Here is a 19,500-nt window from a genome sequence, read left to right as displayed (position 1 = left end):
TGGTTGCTGCTAGAATTTAAGACCTGCTTCTCGCGCGGCGTCCGCCAGCGCCTTCACTTTGCCGTGGTAACGAGCCCCGCCGCGATCGAACACGACCTGGCCGATGCCTTTGGCTTTCGCCGCTTCTGCGGCAAGTTTTCCGACGCGTGTGGCGCCGGTCACATTGGCGGCCAATCGTCCGCGGTCGGGCACCTCTTTGCTTAACGTTGAGATCGCGGCCAGTGTGCGGCCGGCGCGGTCGTCAATGAACTGCACGTGAATGTTCTTTTCCGTGAACTTGACACTCATTCGCGGGCGTTCCGGCGTGCCAGTCACTTTCGTGCGGACCCGCCAGTGACGGCGACGAGCAAGATCTTGCTTCTTTTCAGTTCTCATTTCGATAGCTCACGAATTTTGTCCGGGCTTGTCATTCGATCAAACCGGCTATTGCACGGTTTTGCCTTCCTTGCGCTGGACGTGCTCGCCGACATACCGCACGCCTTTGCCCTTGTAAGGCTCGGGTGGATAGAAGCCGCGAATTTCGGCGGCGACCTGACCGACCACTGCCTTGCTCGGCCCTTCAATGGTCAACTTTGTGTTCTCCTCGACCGTGACTTTGATCTGGTCGGGAATCGGGTAGTTGATGGGATGCGAATAACCCAGGCTGAGGTTCACATTTTTCCCTTGCAGCACCGCTTTGAAGCCAACGCCCTGGATTTCAAGCTTCTTGACGAATCCCTCACTGACGCCCCTGACCATGTTGTTTAGAATCGCCCGGCTCAGCCCGTGCAATGCCCTCGCCTCGGCGTCGTCGCCGTCACGGCCCACCTTGATCTGCGCACCTTCGACGACGACAGAAGTGCGTCTGGGCAGCTCGAAATCGAGCTTTCCTTTTGGTCCTTCGACGAGAACCTTCCGGTTCTGTACCTCGACTTTGACCTTGGCTGGGATCTCTATCGGTAATCTTCCAATTCGTGACATAAAATCTCAATCCTTACCAGATATAGCAAAGTAACTCGCCACCGAGATTTTGCTTCCGGGCGTCCACGCCGGTCATGACTCCACGGGGCGTCGAAACAATCGCCGTGCCCATGCCTCCGAGCACCCGCGGGATTTCCGTCGCGCGAACATAGCGCCGCAGCCCCGGCTTGCTCACACGCTTCAAGCCGACGATCACACCCTTGCGTCCCTGATACTTCAACTTGAGCCTGAGCTTTTTCGCCGTTTTGCCCTCGACCTGGCAGTCGGCAATGTACCCTTCCCTCTTGAGGATGTTGGCAATGCTTTCCTTCATCCTCGAGTGCGAAATTTCCAGTTCAGGCGCCAACGCGAGATTCGCGTTACGCACTTGGGTCAACATGTCTGAAATCGGATCGGTCATAGGTTTACCAACTGGCTTTCGTCACGCCTGGAATCAGACCGGACAGGGCCATTTCCCGGAACGTCAACCGCGAACAGCCGAATTTGCGGAGGTAGGCACGCCGACGGCCGCTGATGGCACACCGGTTCACGATGCGCGTCGGACTGGCATTGCGCGGCAGTTGGGCGAGGGCGGCATAATCGCCTTTGGCCTTCAGCTCCGCCCGGAGCGCGGCGTACTTCTTGACGGTTTCAATTTTTCTCTTGTTGCGTTCTTTCCAGGCTTTTTTGGCCATAAGTCATCTTCCTTCCGCGAACGGCATTCCCATCAACTTGAGCAGCTCTAGCGCTTCCTCATCGGTTTGTGCCGTGGTCACAATTGTCACGTCCATGCCCTGGTGCCGCTTGATTTTGTCCAGATCGATTTCCGGAAAGATCGTCTGGTCCGAAAGACCAAGCGAATAGTTTCCCCGACCGTCGAACGAACGGCTGGAAACGCCGCGGAAATCACGAATGCGCGGCAGCGCCGCCGCCACCAGCCGGTCGAAAAACTCGTACATCACGTCGCGGCGCAAGGTTACCCGGCAGCCAATCGGCTGTCCCTGACGCAACTTGAAATTGGCCACGCTTTTGCGCGATTTATTGACCACGGGTTTGCGTCCGGTGATGAAGCTCAAATCACGCGCAGCATCATCCACAGCGCTCTTTTCCAACTGTGCGCTGACGCCCATGTTGATCACGATCTTCTCGAGGCGGGGCACCTGGTGGACATTCTGGTACTTCCGCTTTTCCATCAGAGCGGGCCGCACGCTTTCGGCGTACTTCTGATACAATCTGGCTTTCATTTCGCGGCTTCCGGGTTTTACCGGAATGTTGACTCTCAAATTCAGTTTGACTCGTCCCCGCTAAGCGCCCACAGGCGCCCCGCCTCGTTTGGCGGCGCGGTTGTCGTGCTTTTCCGCCGACATCACGTTTGAAACATGGATTGAACCTTCACGCTCGACGATCGCACCCTGTGGATGCTGCTGGCTCTTGCGTTGATGCTTTTTGATCAATTTGATGCCTTCCACGATCACACGCTGCTTGTCCGTCAGCAAGGCGATGACCTTGCCGCGTTTGCCTCTTTCGGTGCCGGCAATCACAACCACTTCGTCGCCTTTTTTCACGTGAAATCTGCGCATAATGGTCAAATAACCTCCGGCGCGAGCGAGATGATCTTCATGAATTTCTTGTCCCTCAGTTCGCGCGCAACGGGGCCAAAGATCCGCGTGCCGCGCGGGTTGTTTTCTTTGTCGATGATGACAATGGCATTTGTGTCGAAGCGCAAATACGAACCATCACTGCGCCGGATGGGCTGGCGCGTCCGGACCACCACGGCGTCCACCACATCGCCCTTCTTAACCGTGCCGTCAGGGGCGGCTTCCTTGATATGGGCTTTTATGACGTCGCCCACGTGCGCATAACGCTGATTGCGCCCGATGACACCGATGGCCGCAGCGCGTTTTGCGCCCGAGTTGTCGGCAACATCCAAAATAGATCGAATCTGAAGCATAAAAGATCTTCGTTTTAGCCCGTTACTGTCGCCGGCTCTTCGTTGCGTTCGACAATCTCGACCAGCCGCCAGCACTTGGACTTCGACAAGGGCCGCGTCTCCTGAATGCGAACGCGGTCGCCGACCCTGGCGTCGTTCTTCTCATCGTGTGCGTAAAACTTGCTGTAAGCTGTCACCACTTTCTTGAATCTCGGATGGCGAAATCGGCGCTCCACGCGGACTACGATCGTCTTGTCCATTTTGTCGGAAACGACCTCTCCGACGCGCTCTTTTCGATGACCACGATGTAAATTTGTCTCGGACATAAAAAATCAGGCGGCTTTGCGGCGCAGTTGCGAAATACGGGTTTCAATGCGTGCGATGTCACGGCGCAAGAGCCGCAACCGGGCCGGTTTTTCCAACTGTGCGCTCGCCTGCTGCAACCGGAGGTTGAACATCTCCTGCCGCAATTCCCGGCTCAAGGCCGTCAATTCGACCAGTGTCCCATCTTTGATTTTCGGGTCGGACATTTTCATCGTTCCACGTTTCCGCTTATCCCAACTTGTGGCGGGAAATAAATCTTGTCTTGATCGGCATCTTTGCCGATGCCAGGCGCATGGACTCACGCGCCACGGCCTCCGTGACGCCGTCCACTTCGAACAAAACATTCGCCGGACGGATCACCGCCACCCACGATTCCACGCCGCCTTTACCCGTGCCCATGCGCACTTCCAGCGGCTTCTTCGTGATCGACTTGTCGGGAAACACACGCAGCCAGACCTTGCCACGCCGCTTCATAAAACGCGTGATCGCCACACGCGCGGCCTCGATTTGCTTCGTGTCCATCCAGCAACGCTCCAGCGCCTGCAATCCGTATTCACCAAAGGCCACGGTGTTGCAACGGGACGCGATCCCGGTGCGATGACCGCGTTGCATCTTCCGATACTTCACTCTTTCAGGCATCAACGGCATAAAAAACCTCGCGCAGATCAGGTTCAGTTCGACGGCGCCGCGCTTGCGCCGAGGGTCTTGTTTCCACGTTCCACTTTCGTCTCGCCCCTGCAAATCCAGCACTTGACCCCCAGTTTGCCATACACCGTGCTCGCCTCGGCAAAACCGTAGTCAATGTTCGCGCGCAACGTATGCAACGGTACGCGTCCCTCGTGGTACATTTCCGTGCGCGCCAGTTCCGCGCCACCCAAACGGCCCGCACACCGTATCTTGATCCCGTCGGCTCCGAAATCCATCGCGGTCTGGACCGCTTTTTTCATCGCACGCCGAAACGAGATACGCCGCTCCAACTGCAAGGCAACGTTCTCCGCCACCAACTGGGCATCAAGCTCCGGGGTCTTGATTTCCGAAATATCAACGAAGATCTCCTTGCCCGTCATCCGGCTCAATTCCTCCTTGATCTTGTCGATTTCCGCGCCTTTGCGGCCAATGACAACGCCGGGCCGGGCCGTAAAAATGGTGATACGGCAACGGGTCGCCGCACGCTCGATCTGGATTTTCGGCACCGAGGCCGATTCCAGTTTCTTTTTCAAGATGTCCCGGATCCGGCGGTCTTCGGCCAGCAGTTTGCCGAATTCTTTTTTTTCGGCATACCACTTTGAGCGCCAGTCTTTGTTGACGGCGATTCGCAGTCCGGTTGGGTTGGTCTTCTGTCCCATAGTAATCAGTTATCCGACAAGACAATCTTGACATGGCAGTTCCGCTTCAGAATCGGTCCCGCGGAACCCCGCGCCTTGGGCGTAAAACGCCGCATCGTTGTTGCCGTCTGAGCCAGCGCCTCCTTGACGCGCAGTGCTTCCGCCTTCAAGCCTTTGTTGTTTTCAGCATTGGCGATGGCGGATTTGAGCGTCTTGGCAACAAAACGTGCGGACTTGCGCGGTACGACGGCCAGCACCGCCTGCGCCTGCACGGCGTTCATGCCCTGAATCTGACGCACGACCTCGCGCATCTTCTGCGCCGACATGCGCACGTTGCGGGTGATGGCCTGAACTTCCATAAGCTATTTCGCCTCGGCCTTTGCCGTATGAGCGCCGTGTTTCTTGAAAATACGCGTCAACGAGAATTCGCCGAGACGGTGTCCCACCATGTTTTCCGTCACGAACACAGGATTGAACATCTTGCCATTGTGTACGTTGAACGTCAGCCCGACGAAATCGGGCGTGATCATTGAACGGCGCGACCATGTTTTGATTGGCGTCTTCGACTTTGTCTCCTTCGCTTTCTGGATTTTCTCCATCAAGTGATGGTCAACAAACGGGCCTTTTTTTATCGAGCGTCCCATAGAGATTATTTCTGTTTCATCGGCCGGCCATCGCGCCGCACCACAATGAAACGGTTTGAAAGCTTGCGTTTGTGCCGCGTGCGGTAGCCCTTGGCCAGCAAGCCCCACGGTGAAGTCAGCTGCTGCCAGCCGCCGCCGCTTTTGGATTTGCCCGCGCCACCCCCGTTTGGGTGGTCCACCGGGTTTCGCGACACGCCCCGGTTGATCGGACGAATGCCCCGGTGTCGGGACCGGCCGGCCTTGCCCAGAACCACATTCTCATGCTCCAGATTTCCGACCTGACCGACGGTTGCGTAACAATCCTCGTGAATCCGGCGTATTTCACCGGACGGCAGCCGAACCTGCGCGTAACCCTCGTCACGCGACATCAAGGTGGCCGCGCCGCCTGCCGAACGAACGATTTGTCCGCCCCGCCCCGGCGTCAGTTCGATGTTATGAATCGAGAGTCCGACCGGAATGGATTTCAGGGGAAGGCTGTTGCCCGGCTCGGGTGGAGCATCCGGCCCGCTCCGAAGCTTCACACCAACCCGAATGCCATTCGGCGCAATAATGTACCGTTTCTCTCCGTCGTTGTATTCCAGCAACGCGAGGCGCGCGGTCCGAATCGGATCGTACTCGATGGCGGTCACTTTGGCCTCCACACCGCGCTTGTCGCGTTTAAAATCCACAAGCCGTATCTTTTGTTTGTGGCCGCCGCCGATACCGCGCGCAGTGACCCGCCCGTAGGTGTTGCGGCCGCCAGTCTTCTTGCGCGTGATGACCAGGTTCTTCTCCGGACGGGTCTTCGTGATGTCACCGTAGTCCGAGACGGTGATATATCGCGTGGACGGGGTCAGCGGTCTGAAAGTTTTAACAGGCATAGTCTGAAAGCGCTATGTGAGGACGATTTTGTCCCCTTCCTTCAACGTCACGATGGCCTTTTTCCAGTCCGGCGCCTTTCCGGCTTGAAGGGTACGCTGACGGCGATGTTTGCCGCGCACGTTCATCGTGCTCACATCAACCACCTTGACCTTGAACAATTCCTGCACCGCCTGGCGGATCTGGATTTTGTTCGCGCGCCGGTCGGCGACGACGGTGTATTGGTTGAACTTCTCGGACTGCGTCGTGCCCTTTTCCGTCAGGCGCACTGTCTTGATGATCTCAAAAGAATTCATGGACGCCTACCCGGCTAAACGTTGTTCGATCTTTTCAAAGGCTCCGCGGGTGAACAGCAATTTGTCATGGCGCAGCACCTGATACGTGTTTAATGAATCGCTGGTGGCCAGTTCGACGCGCAGCACGTTCCGCGAAGCGAGTGCGAGGTTTCTGTCCTGCACCGGTGCGATTACCAGCGTCGTGCCCTCCATTTTCAACGCGCTCAGCATCCCCATAAACTCCTTCGTCTTCGGCGAATTCAACTTGATGTCGTCAACCACCACCACGTCGCCCGACTTCAGGCGTTCGCTCAACGCCTTGCGGAGCGCCAGTAGTTTCGTGGTCCGCGAAACTTTTTTCCCGAAATCACGCGGCTTCGGCCCGAAGACGACGCCGCCGCCGCGCCACAGGGGCGACGCGAACGAACCGGCGCGCGCGCGCCCGGTGCCCTTTTGCCGCCAGGGCTTCTTGCCGGTACCGGCCACTTCGCCCATCGTCTTGGTGCAGGCCGTGCCCATCCGCCGGTTCGCGAGGTAGGCGACCACCGAGTCATGCACGGCTTGCGTGCCCTTGCCGTTCTCGATGAGTGGAAATTTTACTTCCAGCTCTCCCTGGCTCTGGCCCTTGATGTCTTTGATTGTAAGCTTCATGAGCCGTCACTTTTTCACGGCCGCCGCATTCTTCGGATATTTCTTCGACTCGCGGATGATCACGTAGTCGCCTTTGGCACCAGGCACCGCGCCTTTGATCAACAAAATATTTTCCGTTTCGCGGACCTGAACGATTCGCAGGTTTTGCGTTGTCCGGCGCACTTGTCCCATGTGGCCCGGCATTTTCAACCCGCGCCGCACGGTGCCGGGAAACAGGCGGCAGCCGATCGCGCCGCTGCGCCGATGCCAGCCTTTCGCGCCGTGGGTGCTGTCGCCACCCCGAAAGTGATGCCGCTTCACAACGCCTTCGAAACCGCGCCCCTTGGTGACGCCTATCGCGTCAACGTAATCGCCCTGCGCGAAAATGCTGACACCGACAACGTCCCCCGGCTTGACTTCCAGCGAGAAATCACGGAATTCGCGAATGCGCTTGACCGGCGAGGCGTTGAATTTCTTCAAATGCCCGTTCAACGGTTTGGCCAGGCGCGACTCCTTCTGATCATCGAATCCGAGCTGGACAGATTTATAGCCATCGGTATCTACCGTCTTGCATTGGATCACGCGGTTGGGACCGGCCAGCACCACCGTCACGGGAACAATATTCCCCTGCGCGTCATAAACGCTGGTCTGCCCGAGCTTTTTTCCGATTAAACCTAGCATAAACCTAAATCTTGATGGTGATGTCCACGCCTGCCGGCAGGTTCAATTTCTTCAATTCGTCCACCGTCTTGGCAGTGGGGTCGATGATGTCCAGCAACCGCTTGTGCGTACGCTGCTCAAAAGTCTCCTGGGATTTCTTGTCCGCGTGTGGCGAACGGCCAACCGTGAACCGCTCAACACGGGTCGGCAAGGGAATGGGACCGGCCACTCGTGCGCCGGTGCGCTTGACCGTCTCCACGATTTCATGGGCCGACTGGTCGATGACACGGTGGTCGTAAGCCTTCAGTCGAATGCGAATGCGTTGTCCAGCCATACAAAGAACAAATAACCGGGTTTTCTGTTAACTGCGCGGTGGCGGTTTGTTTTTCCCGCTGTCCAAAATGGTCGCCAGGATGCTGTTCGGCACCTGCTCAAACGTGAGCGGTTCCATCGAATAGGAGGCCCGGCCCTTCGAGAGCGAACGAATGGCGGTCGCATAACCAAACATTTCCGCCAGCGGAACCTCGGCGTTCAGGATGGTCTGCCCGCTCTTTGCTTCGATACCGGTGATGGTGCCACGTCGCCGGTTAATGTCACCCAGCAAATCGCCCTGATATTCGTCCGGTGTCGTGACCTCAACTTTCATGATCGGCTCGAGCAGGATCGGGTTTGCCTTCTTGAACGCGTCCTTCAATGCAAAAATGCCGGCCATCTTGAACGCCAGCTCATTCGAATCCACTTCATGAAACGTGCCGTCGACGATCTGCACCTTGATGTCGATGACCTGGTAACCGGCATAAACGCCGCCCCGAATGGCCTCCTCGATTCCATCGATAACCGCGGGGATGTATTCCTTCGGGATCGCGCCGCCCACAATCTTGTTTTCGATTTCGACGCCCTTTCCCTTTTCATTGGGTTGAACCTCGACGAGGGCGTGGCCATATTGGCCGCGACCACCGGATTGCCGTATGAATTTGCCTTCCCCTTCGGCCTCTTTGGTGATTGTTTCGCGATAAGCGATTTGCGGAGCGCCCGCACTGGCATCCACTTTGAATTCGCGGAACAAACGGTCGCGAATGATCTCCAGGTGAAGTTCGCCCATGCCGGCAATGATCAACTGGCCGGTCTCCTCGTTGGTGAAGCAGCGAAACGTCGGATCTTCTTCGGCCAGACGCTGGAGACCTTCGCCCATCTTGTCGCGATCCGCCCTGGTCTTCGGCTCGACTGCCATGCTGATGACCGGTTCAGGGAACGTAGGAGGTTCGAGCGCCACATCAAAGTCCTCGTCGCAAAGCGTGTCGCCAGTCCAGATGTTGCGCAAGCCAACCAGCGCCGCAATATCGCCCGCGAAAACCTGCTCGACGTCCTTCCGCTCGCTTCCCTGAATGATCATCAACCGGCTGACGCGTTCGCGTTTGCGGCTGCGCGGATTATAAATCGTGTCGCCCTTGCTGAGCTGGCCGGAATACACCCGGAAGAAAACCAGCTTCCCTGCATAAGTGTCCGTCCAAAGCTTGAACGCAAGGGAACAAAACTTGTTGTCATCACTGGCCTCCACTGTCACCACGTTCTCGGTTCCCGGCTCGTGTCCTTCCGCGGGCGGAACGTCCAACGGACTCGGAAGATAGTCCACCACCGCGTCAAGCAGCGGCTGCACACCTTTTTTCTTGAATGCCGAACCGCACAGCACCGGAACCAATTCGATCCGGCACGTCAGGCGGCGAATGGCGGCCTTCAGCACCAGCGGCTCGATTGGTTTTTCCTCGATCACGAGTTCGGCAATCGCGTCGTCCTTGTTGGAAACCGCGTCGATGAGCTCGGTCAGCGCGTCTTTTGCCTTCTCTTTCAGGTGGCCCGGTATCTCCTTCACCTCGTACTTGAGTCCCTCATTTGCAACGTCGCCCGGTCCCCAGACAATCGCCTTCTGATTCACTACGTCGATAACACCTTCAAACTTGTCTTCGGCGCCGATCGGAAGATAAATCGGAAAAGCATAAGCCCCGAGTTTTTTCCGCATGTCGTTCAGCGCATTTTCGAAGTTGGCGCCCGTCCGGTCCATTTTGTTGACGAAGGCGATGCGCGGCACCTTGTACTTGGTCGCCTGCCGCCAGACCGTCTCGGACTGGGGTTGCACCCCTGCGACGCCGCAGAACACAGCCACTGCGCCATCCAGCACGCGCATGGAGCGCTCGACTTCCGCGGTAAAATCCACGTGCCCCGGCGTATCAATGATGTTGATCCGATGCCCGACGCCGGCGAAGGCTTTCGCCATTCCCTCCTCTTTCTTTTGCGTCCAGAAACAGGTTACCGCGGCGGACGTGATGGTAATACCCCGTTCCCGCTCCTGCTCCATCCAGTCAGTGACGGTATTTCCGTCGTCCACATCGCCAATCTTGTGGATCAGACCGGTGTAAAAGAGGATCCGCTCCGTGGTCGTCGTCTTCCCGGCATCAATGTGCGCTGCAATCCCGATGTTGCGGGTGCATTCCATCGTGTACTGCCGCTTCGGCGAGTTCACTGATTTCGGTTTGTCCATTATGGCTTCCATCTAAACTTTCGGAGAATAAAAACGCCCCGATTTGCTTCGGCCTTCGGGGCGCGCTTTACTCTGAGGCTGTCTACCAGCGAAAATGTGCGAATGCCTTGTTCGCCTGCGCCATCTTGTGCACTTCATCACGCTTGCGGATGGCGTTGCCCTGTCCCTGATACGCGTCCAGTATCTCCGCGGCCAAAGCCTCCCTCATCGGGATGCCCTTGCGCGCATCCGCCAGATCGACGAGCCACCTCATCGCCAGCGATAACTGCCGGTCGCCCGGCACTTCCAGTGGGACCTGATAAGTTGCGCCCCCGACGCGGCGCGCCTTCACTTCCAGTCTCGGTTTCACGTTGTCGACTGCTCTCTGCAAAATCTCCAGCGGATTGCCGTTCGGATTCTTTTCAGCGATCTGGTCGAACGCGCCGTAAACGATGCGTTGTGCGAGACTTTTCTTGCCGCACATCATGACCGTGCTGACGAGACGCGAGACCAGTGTGCTGTGGAATTTGGAGTCCTCCACCAGCGGTCGTTTGGTTGCTTGACGTCGTCGGGACATAGAAAATCAATTCGCCGCGGCCGCGGGCGCCGCGGCCGCCGCGGGCTTGCCTACCTTCGGACGTTTTACCCCGTATTTTGAACGGCTGACCCGCCGCTTTTCCACTCCCGCCGCGTCGAGCGTCCCGCGCACGATATGGTAGCGCACACCCGGCAGATCCTTCACCCGACCGCCGCGGACCAGCACAATCGAGTGCTCCTGTAAATTATGCCCTTCGTCGGGTATGTAAGCGATGACTTCGTAGCCATTCGTTAGCCGAACTTTGGCGACCTTGCGCATGGCCGAATTCGGTTTTTTGGGGGTGCGCGTCATCACCTGCAGACAAACCCCGCGACGAAAAGGCGCCAGTTCCAAGGCTGGTGACTTGGACTTGTACTTTAATTTGTTTCGCCCTCTGCGGACGAGTTGATTGATTGTCGGCATCGCAGCTAACCCGTTATCAGACCCGTTTTTACTCATCCCCGCGCCCTCTGAAGAAACGGAGTGCGGATGATAGCAAACGACTTTTTCGTTGCAACAAATATTTGATTTTTTCGGCGCGCCTGTTTGTCCGCTATCAACCGGCCAGAGGTTCGGTTACCAGCGGCGCAGGTTCCTCGGCCGGCAGCGGTTCCACCAGAGGCTTCAACGCCACCTTTCGGTGCAGGTCGAATCCCGTGCCTGCGGGAATAATATGGCCCATGATCACATTCTCCTTGAAACCCCGCAGGTAATCAACCTTGCCCATGCTCGCGGCTTCCGTGAGGACGCGCGTGGTGTCCTGGAACGACGCCGCGCTCAGAAAACTCTCCGTCTCAAGTGAGGCCTTTGTAATGCCAAGCAGCACCGGCTGCGCCTCGGCCGGTTTGCCGCCCATTTTTTCGACGCGCTCGTTCTCGTTTTCAAACGCGATCTTGTCCACCTGCTCGCCCCATAGAAACGTCGTGTCGCCTGGCTCGGTGATCCGCACCTTGCGCAGCATCTGGCGCACGATGATTTCAATGTGCTTGTCGTTGATCGTGACGCCCTGCAGTCGATACACCTCCTGCACTTCGTTGACAAGATGCTCCTGCAATTCTTGCGGGCCGCAGACGTCGAGGATCTCGTGCGGAACAACCGGACCCTCGGTCAACTGCTGACCTTTCTTCACGTAGTCGCCCTTGAAAACAATCACGTGCTTGCCGATGGGGATGAGGTGTTCTTCCTCCACAGCCGTCTGCGGATCTTTGATGAGAATGCAGCGTTTGCCCCGAACGCTGGCGCCGAAGTCCACGATTCCGTCAATCTTGGAGATTTCGGCGGCGTCCTTGGGCCGGCGGGCCTCGAAGAGTTCGGCCACCCGCGGCAGCCCACCGGTAATGTCCTTGGTCTTCGATGTCTTGCGCGGCGTCTTTGCCAGCAGCGTGCCCGCGACAATCTTGTCACCCTCATTCACAACAATGTGTGCGCCCGAGGGGATCGGGTAGTTTGCCGTCACTTCTCCCTTCTCATCGCTGATGATGATCTGCGGGTGCAGGTCCTCCTTGTGTTCGATGATGACCATGGCTTCCTGGCCGGTGGTCTCGTCCATTTCCTGTTTCATCGTCACACCTTCAATGATGTCGTGGAATTTGATCCGCCCCGCCTTCTCCGAAAGAATCGGCACGTTATACGGATCCCACTGGACAAAGGTCTCGCCTTTCTTGACCTTGCCCCCATCCACAGCCGCGATGACAGAGCCGATCACGACGTTGTGCGTTTCAAGTTCGCGGCCATCCTCGGCCAGAACGGAAATCGAGCCGTTTTTGTTCAACACGATGTTGTTGCCGTCCTCCAGCTCGACCAGCCGCAAATCGTTGTAGCGGATGGCGCCGTCGTACTTGGCCTTGATCTGGGGCTGTTTGAACACCTGCGACGCCGTTCCACCGATATGGAACGTCCGCATGGTCAGTTGGGTTCCCGGCTCGCCGATGGACTGGGCCGCAATGATGCCGACCGCTTCGCCGAGTTTGACCAGGCCGCCCGTCGCCAGATTGCGGCCATAGCAGGCGATGCAAACACCGTGCTTGCTTTCGCAGGTGAGCACCGAGCGGATGCGCACTTTTTCGATCCCCGCCTTTTCGATTTCCTTTGCCTTGACCTCGTCGATCTCTTCGTTGGCTTTGATCAGCTTCCTCTTCGAATCGCGCGGATCCGCGATCTCATCGCAGGCGAAGCGGCCAACCAGACGTTCGCTCAATTTGACCACTTCGTCCTCGCCTTCGTAAATCGGCTGCACCCAGATGCCGTTGGAAGTGCCGCAGTCATTCTCGCGGATGATGACGTCCTGCGCCACGTCCACGAGCTTGCGTGTCATGTAACCGGAATCGGCGGTCTTGAGCGCCGTATCGGCCAGACCCTTGCGCGCGCCGTGCGTCGAAATGAAGTATTCGAGCACGGTCAGACCCTCGCGAAAGTTTGAGAGAATCGGCTTCTCAATGATGTCGCCGGAGGGTTTGGCCATCAAACCGCGCACGCCGGCCAGCTGGCGCACCTGCGCTTTGTTGCCGCGCGCACCCGAGTCCACCATCAGCCAGACCGGGTTGTACTCCCGCTTGCCCTGATTATTGTCGAGCGTCTTCAACATGACGTTCGCGATCTGGTCGGTGCAGTGCGTCCAGATGTCGATGATCTTGTTGTAGCGCTCACCAGGTGTGATCACGCCCTTGCGGTATTGTTTTTCCACATCGGAAATCTGCTTTTGCGCCGCTTCGATTTCCTGTGTTTTCTCCTTCGGAATGATCATGTCGTCGATGCCGATGGAAACACCCGCGCGCGTCGCCTCGTAAAAGCCCAGCTCTTTCAGCCTGTCGAGCGTCAGCACGGTCTTTTCGTGGCCGCAGAACTTGTAACAGTTCCAGATCAGGTCGCCCAACTGGCCCTTGCCCACGACCTTGTTCGGAAATCCAAGCTCCTCCGGCCAGATTTCGCTGAAGATCACGCGGCCCACGGTCGTCTCGATCACCTTCTTCACCGCGTCGCCATAGACCGACTTTCGCCCGAGGTCCGGATTCGCCAGCAGAATCCGATCGTGAGTTCTGACCGCGCCGTCCGCGTGCGCGAAAACGACCTCGTCCTTCGACGCGAACAGCATGAGCCGGTGTTTGGAATCCCGCGCCGCCCGCGGTTCCGCCGTCAGATAATAGCACCCGAGCGTGATGTCCTGCGTCGGCGTCATGATTGGCTTGCCGCTCGACGGGCTGAAAATATTCAAAGGCGCCATCATCAACAACCGTGCCTCCAGCTGCGCTTCGACAGACAACGGGACGTGCACCGCCATCTGATCGCCGTCGAAGTCGGCATTGTACGCCGTGCAGACCAGCGGATGGATGCGGATCGCTTCGCCCTCGATGAGCACCGGCTCGAACGCCTGCACCGACAGACGGTGCAGCGTGGGCGCACGATTGAGCAACACCGCGTGGCCTTTCGTGACTTCTTCGAGAATGTCCCACACTTCGGGCGACTGGCGCTCAATCATTTTTTTTGCCGAACGCACGGTATGGACATAACCCAGTTCCTTGAGCCGGCGGATGATGAAGGGCTCAAACAGGACAAGGGCCATCTTTTTTGGCAAACCGCATTGGCTGAGTTTCAATTCCGGCCCTATCACAATGACCGAACGCCCCGAGTAATCCACGCGTTTCCCCAGCAGATTCTGGCGGAAGCGCCCGCTTTTGCCCTTGAGCATGTCGCTGAGCGATTTCAAAGGCCGATTGCCCGCGCCGGTGACGGCGCGACCATGGCGTCCGTTATCAAACAACGCGTCCACCGCCTCTTGCAACATGCGCTTTTCGTTGCGGATGATGACTTCCGGTGTCTTGAGCTGAAGCAGGTTCTTCAACCGATTGTTGCGGTTGATGACCCGACGATACAGATCGTTCAGGTCCGACGTCGCAAACCGGCCGCCTTCCAGCGGCACCAGGGGACGAAGATCGGGCGGAATCACCTGTAACACGATCAAGATCATCCATTCCGGCCGGCTCTTGGAACCAACGAAGCCCTGAAAGAGTTTGATTCGCTTGGCTATTTTCTTGCGGATCTGTTTGCTCTTGGTCTCGGTCATCGCCACCTGCAGTTGCTCGATCTGCTTGTGCAGGTCCACTCGCGACAGCGCTTCGCGCACCGCCTCGGCCCCCATCTTGGCCACGAACGCGTCCGCCCCGTAGGTCTGGCGGGCCTCGCGGTACTCCATTTCGCTGAGCAACTGGTGCTGCTTCAGCGGCGTGTTGCCTGGATCAATGACGAGGTAATCCTCGTAATAAATGACGCGTTCCAGATTTCGCGCCGTCATGTCGAGCATCAAACCGATGCGCGATGGCATGCATTTGAAAAACCAGATGTGCGACACCGGCACGGCCAGTTCGATGTGACCCATGCGCTCCCGGCGGACGCGCGAGAGTGTGACCTCGACACCGCACCGGTCACAGACCACGCCGCGGTGCTTGATGCGTTTGTATTTGCCACAGGAACATTCCCAGTCCTTCACGGGGCCGAAAATACGCTCACAAAACAACCCTCCCTTTTCCGGCTTGAACGTACGGTAATTGATCGTCTCCGGATTCTTGACCTCCCCCTTCGACCAGGAGCGGATCGCTTCGGGGGAAGCGACGCAGATGCCGACGTAATCCACCAGATTGACCGTTTCCAGTCCCAGCAACTCGCGCGCGGATTCTTTGGTGCTAATCATATTCTTGTAGGTGTGGCGACAGTTACGCGTTCAGTATTTCAGCCGAGAGCGGCCAGCGTCGGGATTTGAGCCGGTTGTTCCACCGGGTTGGAGTAGCCGACTTTCACATCCAGGCCCAGCGACTGCATTTCCTTTACGAGGACGTTGAAGGATTCGGGTACGCCAGCCTCCAGCGCGTTATCGCCCTTGACGATGCTTTCGTAGATCCGGGTGCGCCCCTGCACATCGTCCGATTTCACAGTCAGCAATTCCTGCAACGTGTAGGCGGCACCGTAGGCTTCCATCGCCCAGACCTCCATTTCGCCGAAACGCTGGCCGCCGTATTGCGCCTTGCCGCCCAGCGGCTGCTGGGTCACGAGCGAATACGGGCCCACGGCTCGGGCGTGAATCTTGTCTGCGACCAGGTGCCCGAGCTTCATCATGTAGATGAAACCGACGACAATCTCCTGATCGAACGGCTCGCCCGTGCGGCCGTCGTACAGGTGGGTTTTGCCGTTGTCCGGCAGTTTGGCCTCCTTGAGATAATTGCGGATCTCTTTTTCTTTGATGCCGTCGAACACGGGCGTGGCAAAACGCAGACCCAGTAGTTTGGCTGCCCAGCCCAGGTGTGTCTCGAGGACCTGGCCAACGTTCATACGCGACGGCACACCCAGCGGGTTCAATACAATATCCACGGGGGTTCCGTTGGCGAGGAACGGCATGTCTTCTTCTGACACGATCTTGGCCACGACGCCCTTGTTGCCGTGGCGGCCGGCCATCTTGTCGCCGACGGACAGCTTGCGCTTTGAGGCGATGTAAACCTTCACCGACTTGATGATGCCGGTATCAACCTCGTCGCCGGCCTCGACGCGCTCCATCTCCTCGTCATGTTGCATTTGCAAATCATCAAATTTCTTTTTGAAGCTCCCGATGATCTCGTTGATTTTGTTGCGAATCGGCGAAGGGTCGATCTCGATGCGGTCATAGACCTGCGCAAGCTTTCGCAGCAGCGTCTTGGTGATCTTGCGGTTCGCCGGGATGATGATTTCGCCGGTCTCGGAGTTGACCACATCGAGCGGAATCTTTTCGCCAAGCAGGATATTGCTCAACGCCTCGGTTAACTGTTCGCGCAGCTCCTCGGTTTTGCTTTTGTACTCTTCTTCAATCTGCTTGGCGTGCTTCTTGGCCTCACCTGCCGAGACCCTGGAACTGCTCTTCTCCGACTCCTTTTTGGCGGAGACTTTTACGTCCATCACGATGCCGTACGTGCCGGACGGAACCTTTAGCGAAGTATCCTTCACGTCGGCAGCTTTTTCGCCGAAAATGGCGCGCAACAAACGTTCCTCTGGCGCCAGTTCCGTTTCGCTCTTGGGTGTGATCTTGCCGACGAGGATGTCGCCGGGTTTGACTTCGGCACCGATGCGGATGACACCGTCCAGTCCGAGGTTTTTCAACGCTTCCTCGCCCAGATTCGGTATGTCACGCGTAATTTCCTCGGGCCCAAGCTTGGTGTCGCGGGCGCTGACCTCAAACTCGTCAATGTGGATCGATGTGAAGACATCGTCCTTGACGATTCGTTCGCTGATCAGGATGGCGTCTTCAAAATTGTATCCGTTCCACGGCATGAAAGCGCACAGTACATTACGCCCGAGCGCGAGTTCGCCACCTGCCGTGCACGGCCCGTCGGCGATGACCTGACCCTTTTTCACCGTGTCGTTGCGTTCCACGAGGATTTTTTGATTGATGCAAGTGGCCGCATTCGAGCGCATGAACTTCCGGATACTATAGACGTAGGTGTCTTCTTCGGGAGCGTGTCTGATCTTCTTCTTCCCCTCGGGCAGTTTGCCATCCTTGGTAATGATAATCTGGCTGCCGGTGACTGAAGCCACCTTGCCGCCTTCCTCGGCGACAATGACCGCGCGCGAATCGCGAGCCACGCGATCTTCCAGACCGGTTGCGACCAGCGGGGCCTCCGTGACGATCAGCGGGACCGCCTGCCGCTGCATGTTGGATCCCATCAAAGCCCGGTTGGCGTCGTCGTGTTCGAGAAATGGGATCAGGCCGGCCGCCACCGATACAAGCTGCTTCGGTGAGACATCCATATAATCCACGCGCGCCGGCTCGACATCAATGAAGTCACTTTTACACCGGCAGGTCACCCGGTCGGTCGTAAAATTGCCCCGCTCATCAATCGGCGCGTTCGCCTGCGCCACAATAAAGGCCTCCTCGCGATCCGCCGTCAGGTAATCGATGTGCCCGGTGACACGCCCCTTCTCGACCTTGCGGTAGGGCGTCTCAATAAAACCGAAATCGTTGACCCGAGCGAAAGTGGCCAGCGACGCGATTAGACCGATGTTTGGACCTTCCGGGGTCTCCACCGGGCAAATGCGGCCGTAGTGCGACGGATGCACGTCCCGCACCTCGAATCCCGCGCGATCACGCGACAGACCGCCCGGCCCGAGCGCCGAGAGGCGGCGTTTGTGCGTCAACTCTGCCAGCGGGTTGATCTGGTCCATGAACTGCGAAAGCTGGCTGCGCCCGAAGAAATCCCGCACCACTGCCGAAAGAGCCTTCGGGTTGATCAGTTTCTGTGGCGTCATCGCTTCCACTCCTTGATCAAAGAGCGTCATGCGTTCCTTGACCAACCGCTCGGTCCGGGCCAGACCCACCCGGCACTGGTTGGCAAGCAGTTCGCCGACAGTACGGATGCGGCGGCTGCCCAAATGGTCGATATCGTCCAGACTTCCGTCGCCCTTTTTCAGACGCAGCAGGTATTTTGTGGCGGCGACAAGGTCTTCCTTGGTCAGAATGCGTGAATCGCTGTCTTTCAAACCCAGTTTTTGGTTGATCTTGTAGCGACCGACACGGCCAAGGTCGTAGCGTTTCGGGTCGAAAAACAGGCGCTTAATCAAGGCGCGCGCATTGGCCGCCGTCGGCGGATCTCCCGGGCGCAACCGGCGATAGATGTCCTTCAACGCTTCTTCCTCGTTCTTCGCGGGATCTTTCTTGAGGCATTTGATGATGATCCCATCGTCCACGGTTGTGTCCACGACGCGGATCTTGTTCACCCCCAGTTCGGCGATCTGCTTGACCACCGCCTTTGACAGTGGTTCAAACGCACGGGCCACAGCGATCCCCTTCTCCTGATCGACCGCGTCCTCAATGAGGACCTTGTTCTGAATATCATCCAGGTTTTCCGCGGCCTTCACCGTCAGTTCCTCAATGTCGTAGAAGAGTTTCAGCACGTCCGCATCCGAACTGTAGCCGAGCGCGCGGAAAAAAGTCGTGGTCAAGAATTTCCTCCGGCGCTTCTTGCGGTCCAGATAGACGTAGAGCAAATCACTCGTGTCGAACTGCGCCTCGTACCAGGAACCGCGATCCGGTATGATACGGAAGGAAAACAGTTCCTTGCCATTCGGATGAATGGTTTTCTCAAACGCCAAACCCGGCGAGCGATGCAGCTGGCTCACGATGACGCGCTCGGCGCCGTTGATGACAAACGTGCCCTGCGGCGTCATAAGGGGCAGTTCTCCCATGAAAACCGTTTCCTCCTTTGTCCCCTTTTCGTCCTTTAGGTGGAATGTCACGTGCAAGGGGGCGCCATAGGTGATCCCTTCGCGCAGGCATTCAAGCCAGTCGAGTTTTGGCTCGCCAATCTCGTAACTGTGATAGTCCAGCTTGATCTTCCCATCGTAGCTCTCTATCGGGAAGACTTCGGTAAAAACGGCTTGCAGTCCCAGGTTCTTCCGCCTGGAAGCAGCCACGCCCGCCTGAAGGAATTCGTGGTACGAATCAACCTGGATTTCGATCAGGTTGGGCGGTGCAATGACTTCTTTGATCTTGCCGAAGTTAATACGTTCTGCTGCTCGCGATGGCATTTTGACCTCTGGTTTTTGGCCGGCGCCAGGCCGGACCGTTTTTTTGCTTTAAATGACACGATGCCGTAGGCTCCTGGCAACTTGCAGGAACCGGCGGCAAAAACTTTAATGATACCGTTTGCCCGATCCGTTCGGGATTTGTTTCAACGCGCTTTTTCAGTCGGACAAAACGGGCGGCGGGAAGACCCGCCGCCCTTGATGCGATAAAGCTACTTGACCTCGACCTTTGCGCCGGCCTCTTCAAGTTTCTTTTTGGCCCCTTCGGCGTCGGCTTTGTTGGCG

At 57.5% G+C, this 19,500-nt stretch carries 23 protein-coding genes; all 23 read right to left on the bottom strand.

Translation table 11 applies throughout. The annotated features are described in order from the left end of the window. Positions 1 to 9 precede the first annotated feature (9 nt). Entirely contained in the window at positions 10 to 375 is a 366-nt protein-coding gene (gene rplR / locus VN887_01765) for a 50S ribosomal protein L18 (protein ID HXT38728.1), read from the bottom strand. Positions 376 to 423: 48 nt separating this feature from the next. Further along, positions 424 to 960 carry a 50S ribosomal protein L6 gene (gene rplF / locus VN887_01760; GenBank protein ID HXT38727.1) on the bottom strand — a complete coding sequence of 179 codons (537 nt, stop codon included), beginning with the start codon at positions 958 to 960 and terminating at the stop codon, positions 424 to 426. A 13-nt stretch (positions 961 to 973) separates the two neighbouring features. Beyond that, positions 974 to 1,360, bottom strand: coding sequence for a 30S ribosomal protein S8 (gene rpsH / locus VN887_01755; protein HXT38726.1), 387 nt, complete (start codon positions 1,358 to 1,360; stop codon positions 974 to 976). A gap of 4 nt (positions 1,361 to 1,364) precedes the next feature. Then, positions 1,365 to 1,634, bottom strand: a complete 270-nt coding sequence (gene rpsN / locus VN887_01750; protein HXT38725.1) for a 30S ribosomal protein S14 — start codon at positions 1,632 to 1,634, stop codon at positions 1,365 to 1,367. Between the two features lie 3 nt (positions 1,635 to 1,637). Further along, the gene (rplE, locus tag VN887_01745; GenBank protein HXT38724.1) at positions 1,638 to 2,183 is read right to left on the bottom strand and encodes a 50S ribosomal protein L5; all 546 of its coding nucleotides are present in this window, start codon (positions 2,181 to 2,183) and stop codon (positions 1,638 to 1,640) included. 60 nt (positions 2,184 to 2,243) lie between these two features. Continuing rightward, positions 2,244 to 2,519 carry a 50S ribosomal protein L24 gene (gene rplX, locus VN887_01740; GenBank protein ID HXT38723.1) on the bottom strand — a complete coding sequence of 92 codons (276 nt, stop codon included), beginning with the start codon at positions 2,517 to 2,519 and terminating at the stop codon, positions 2,244 to 2,246. 5 nt (positions 2,520 to 2,524) lie between these two features. Next, the gene (gene rplN, locus VN887_01735) at positions 2,525 to 2,890 is read right to left on the bottom strand and encodes a 50S ribosomal protein L14 (protein HXT38722.1); all 366 of its coding nucleotides are present in this window, start codon (positions 2,888 to 2,890) and stop codon (positions 2,525 to 2,527) included. 14 nt (positions 2,891 to 2,904) lie between these two features. After that, positions 2,905 to 3,195, bottom strand: coding sequence for a 30S ribosomal protein S17 (rpsQ, locus tag VN887_01730; GenBank protein HXT38721.1), 291 nt, complete (start codon positions 3,193 to 3,195; stop codon positions 2,905 to 2,907). A 6-nt stretch (positions 3,196 to 3,201) separates the two neighbouring features. Beyond that, positions 3,202 to 3,399, bottom strand: coding sequence for a 50S ribosomal protein L29 (gene rpmC / locus VN887_01725; protein ID HXT38720.1), 198 nt, complete (start codon positions 3,397 to 3,399; stop codon positions 3,202 to 3,204). A 22-nt stretch (positions 3,400 to 3,421) separates the two neighbouring features. Further along, positions 3,422 to 3,841 (bottom strand): 50S ribosomal protein L16, encoded by a 420-nt coding sequence (gene rplP / locus VN887_01720; GenBank protein ID HXT38719.1) that lies wholly within the window; start codon positions 3,839 to 3,841, stop codon positions 3,422 to 3,424. 23 nt (positions 3,842 to 3,864) lie between these two features. Next, positions 3,865 to 4,539 carry a 30S ribosomal protein S3 gene (gene rpsC / locus VN887_01715; GenBank protein ID HXT38718.1) on the bottom strand — a complete coding sequence of 225 codons (675 nt, stop codon included), beginning with the start codon at positions 4,537 to 4,539 and terminating at the stop codon, positions 3,865 to 3,867. A gap of 5 nt (positions 4,540 to 4,544) precedes the next feature. Next, positions 4,545 to 4,877 carry a 50S ribosomal protein L22 gene (gene rplV / locus VN887_01710; protein HXT38717.1) on the bottom strand — a complete coding sequence of 111 codons (333 nt, stop codon included), beginning with the start codon at positions 4,875 to 4,877 and terminating at the stop codon, positions 4,545 to 4,547. 3 nt (positions 4,878 to 4,880) lie between these two features. Continuing rightward, the gene (rpsS, locus tag VN887_01705) at positions 4,881 to 5,162 is read right to left on the bottom strand and encodes a 30S ribosomal protein S19 (protein ID HXT38716.1); all 282 of its coding nucleotides are present in this window, start codon (positions 5,160 to 5,162) and stop codon (positions 4,881 to 4,883) included. Between the two features lie 5 nt (positions 5,163 to 5,167). Continuing rightward, complete coding sequence (gene rplB / locus VN887_01700) at positions 5,168 to 6,022, bottom strand: 50S ribosomal protein L2 (protein ID HXT38715.1); 855 nt, start codon at positions 6,020 to 6,022, stop codon at positions 5,168 to 5,170. A gap of 12 nt (positions 6,023 to 6,034) precedes the next feature. Further along, on the bottom strand, positions 6,035 to 6,316 hold the full coding sequence (gene rplW, locus VN887_01695) for a 50S ribosomal protein L23 (GenBank protein HXT38714.1): 282 nt from the start codon (positions 6,314 to 6,316) through the stop codon (positions 6,035 to 6,037). 6 nt (positions 6,317 to 6,322) lie between these two features. After that, complete coding sequence (gene rplD, locus VN887_01690; GenBank protein HXT38713.1) at positions 6,323 to 6,946, bottom strand: 50S ribosomal protein L4; 624 nt, start codon at positions 6,944 to 6,946, stop codon at positions 6,323 to 6,325. Positions 6,947 to 6,952: 6 nt separating this feature from the next. Continuing rightward, entirely contained in the window at positions 6,953 to 7,606 is a 654-nt protein-coding gene (gene rplC / locus VN887_01685) for a 50S ribosomal protein L3 (GenBank protein ID HXT38712.1), read from the bottom strand. Positions 7,607 to 7,610: 4 nt separating this feature from the next. Further along, positions 7,611 to 7,919, bottom strand: coding sequence for a 30S ribosomal protein S10 (gene rpsJ / locus VN887_01680; GenBank protein ID HXT38711.1), 309 nt, complete (start codon positions 7,917 to 7,919; stop codon positions 7,611 to 7,613). 27 nt (positions 7,920 to 7,946) lie between these two features. Then, the gene (gene fusA / locus VN887_01675; GenBank protein ID HXT38710.1) at positions 7,947 to 10,121 is read right to left on the bottom strand and encodes an elongation factor G; all 2,175 of its coding nucleotides are present in this window, start codon (positions 10,119 to 10,121) and stop codon (positions 7,947 to 7,949) included. A gap of 82 nt (positions 10,122 to 10,203) precedes the next feature. Beyond that, positions 10,204 to 10,677 (bottom strand): 30S ribosomal protein S7, encoded by a 474-nt coding sequence (gene rpsG, locus VN887_01670; GenBank protein HXT38709.1) that lies wholly within the window; start codon positions 10,675 to 10,677, stop codon positions 10,204 to 10,206. Positions 10,678 to 10,683: 6 nt separating this feature from the next. Continuing rightward, positions 10,684 to 11,100: a 30S ribosomal protein S12 gene (gene rpsL / locus VN887_01665; GenBank protein HXT38708.1), complete on the bottom strand. Its 417-nt coding sequence runs from the start codon at positions 11,098 to 11,100 to the stop codon at positions 10,684 to 10,686. A 133-nt stretch (positions 11,101 to 11,233) separates the two neighbouring features. Then, entirely contained in the window at positions 11,234 to 15,361 is a 4,128-nt protein-coding gene (rpoC, locus tag VN887_01660) for a DNA-directed RNA polymerase subunit beta' (protein ID HXT38707.1), read from the bottom strand. 38 nt (positions 15,362 to 15,399) lie between these two features. Further along, positions 15,400 to 19,218 carry a DNA-directed RNA polymerase subunit beta gene (gene rpoB, locus VN887_01655; protein ID HXT38706.1) on the bottom strand — a complete coding sequence of 1,273 codons (3,819 nt, stop codon included), beginning with the start codon at positions 19,216 to 19,218 and terminating at the stop codon, positions 15,400 to 15,402. Positions 19,219 to 19,500 lie beyond the last annotated feature (282 nt).

This window comes from Candidatus Angelobacter sp. (genome assembly GCA_035607015.1).
Classification (GTDB): domain Bacteria; phylum Verrucomicrobiota; class Verrucomicrobiia; order Limisphaerales; family AV2; genus AV2.
Note: the sequence above shows the minus strand (reverse complement) of the source record. Positions and strands in the feature narration are given on the sequence as shown.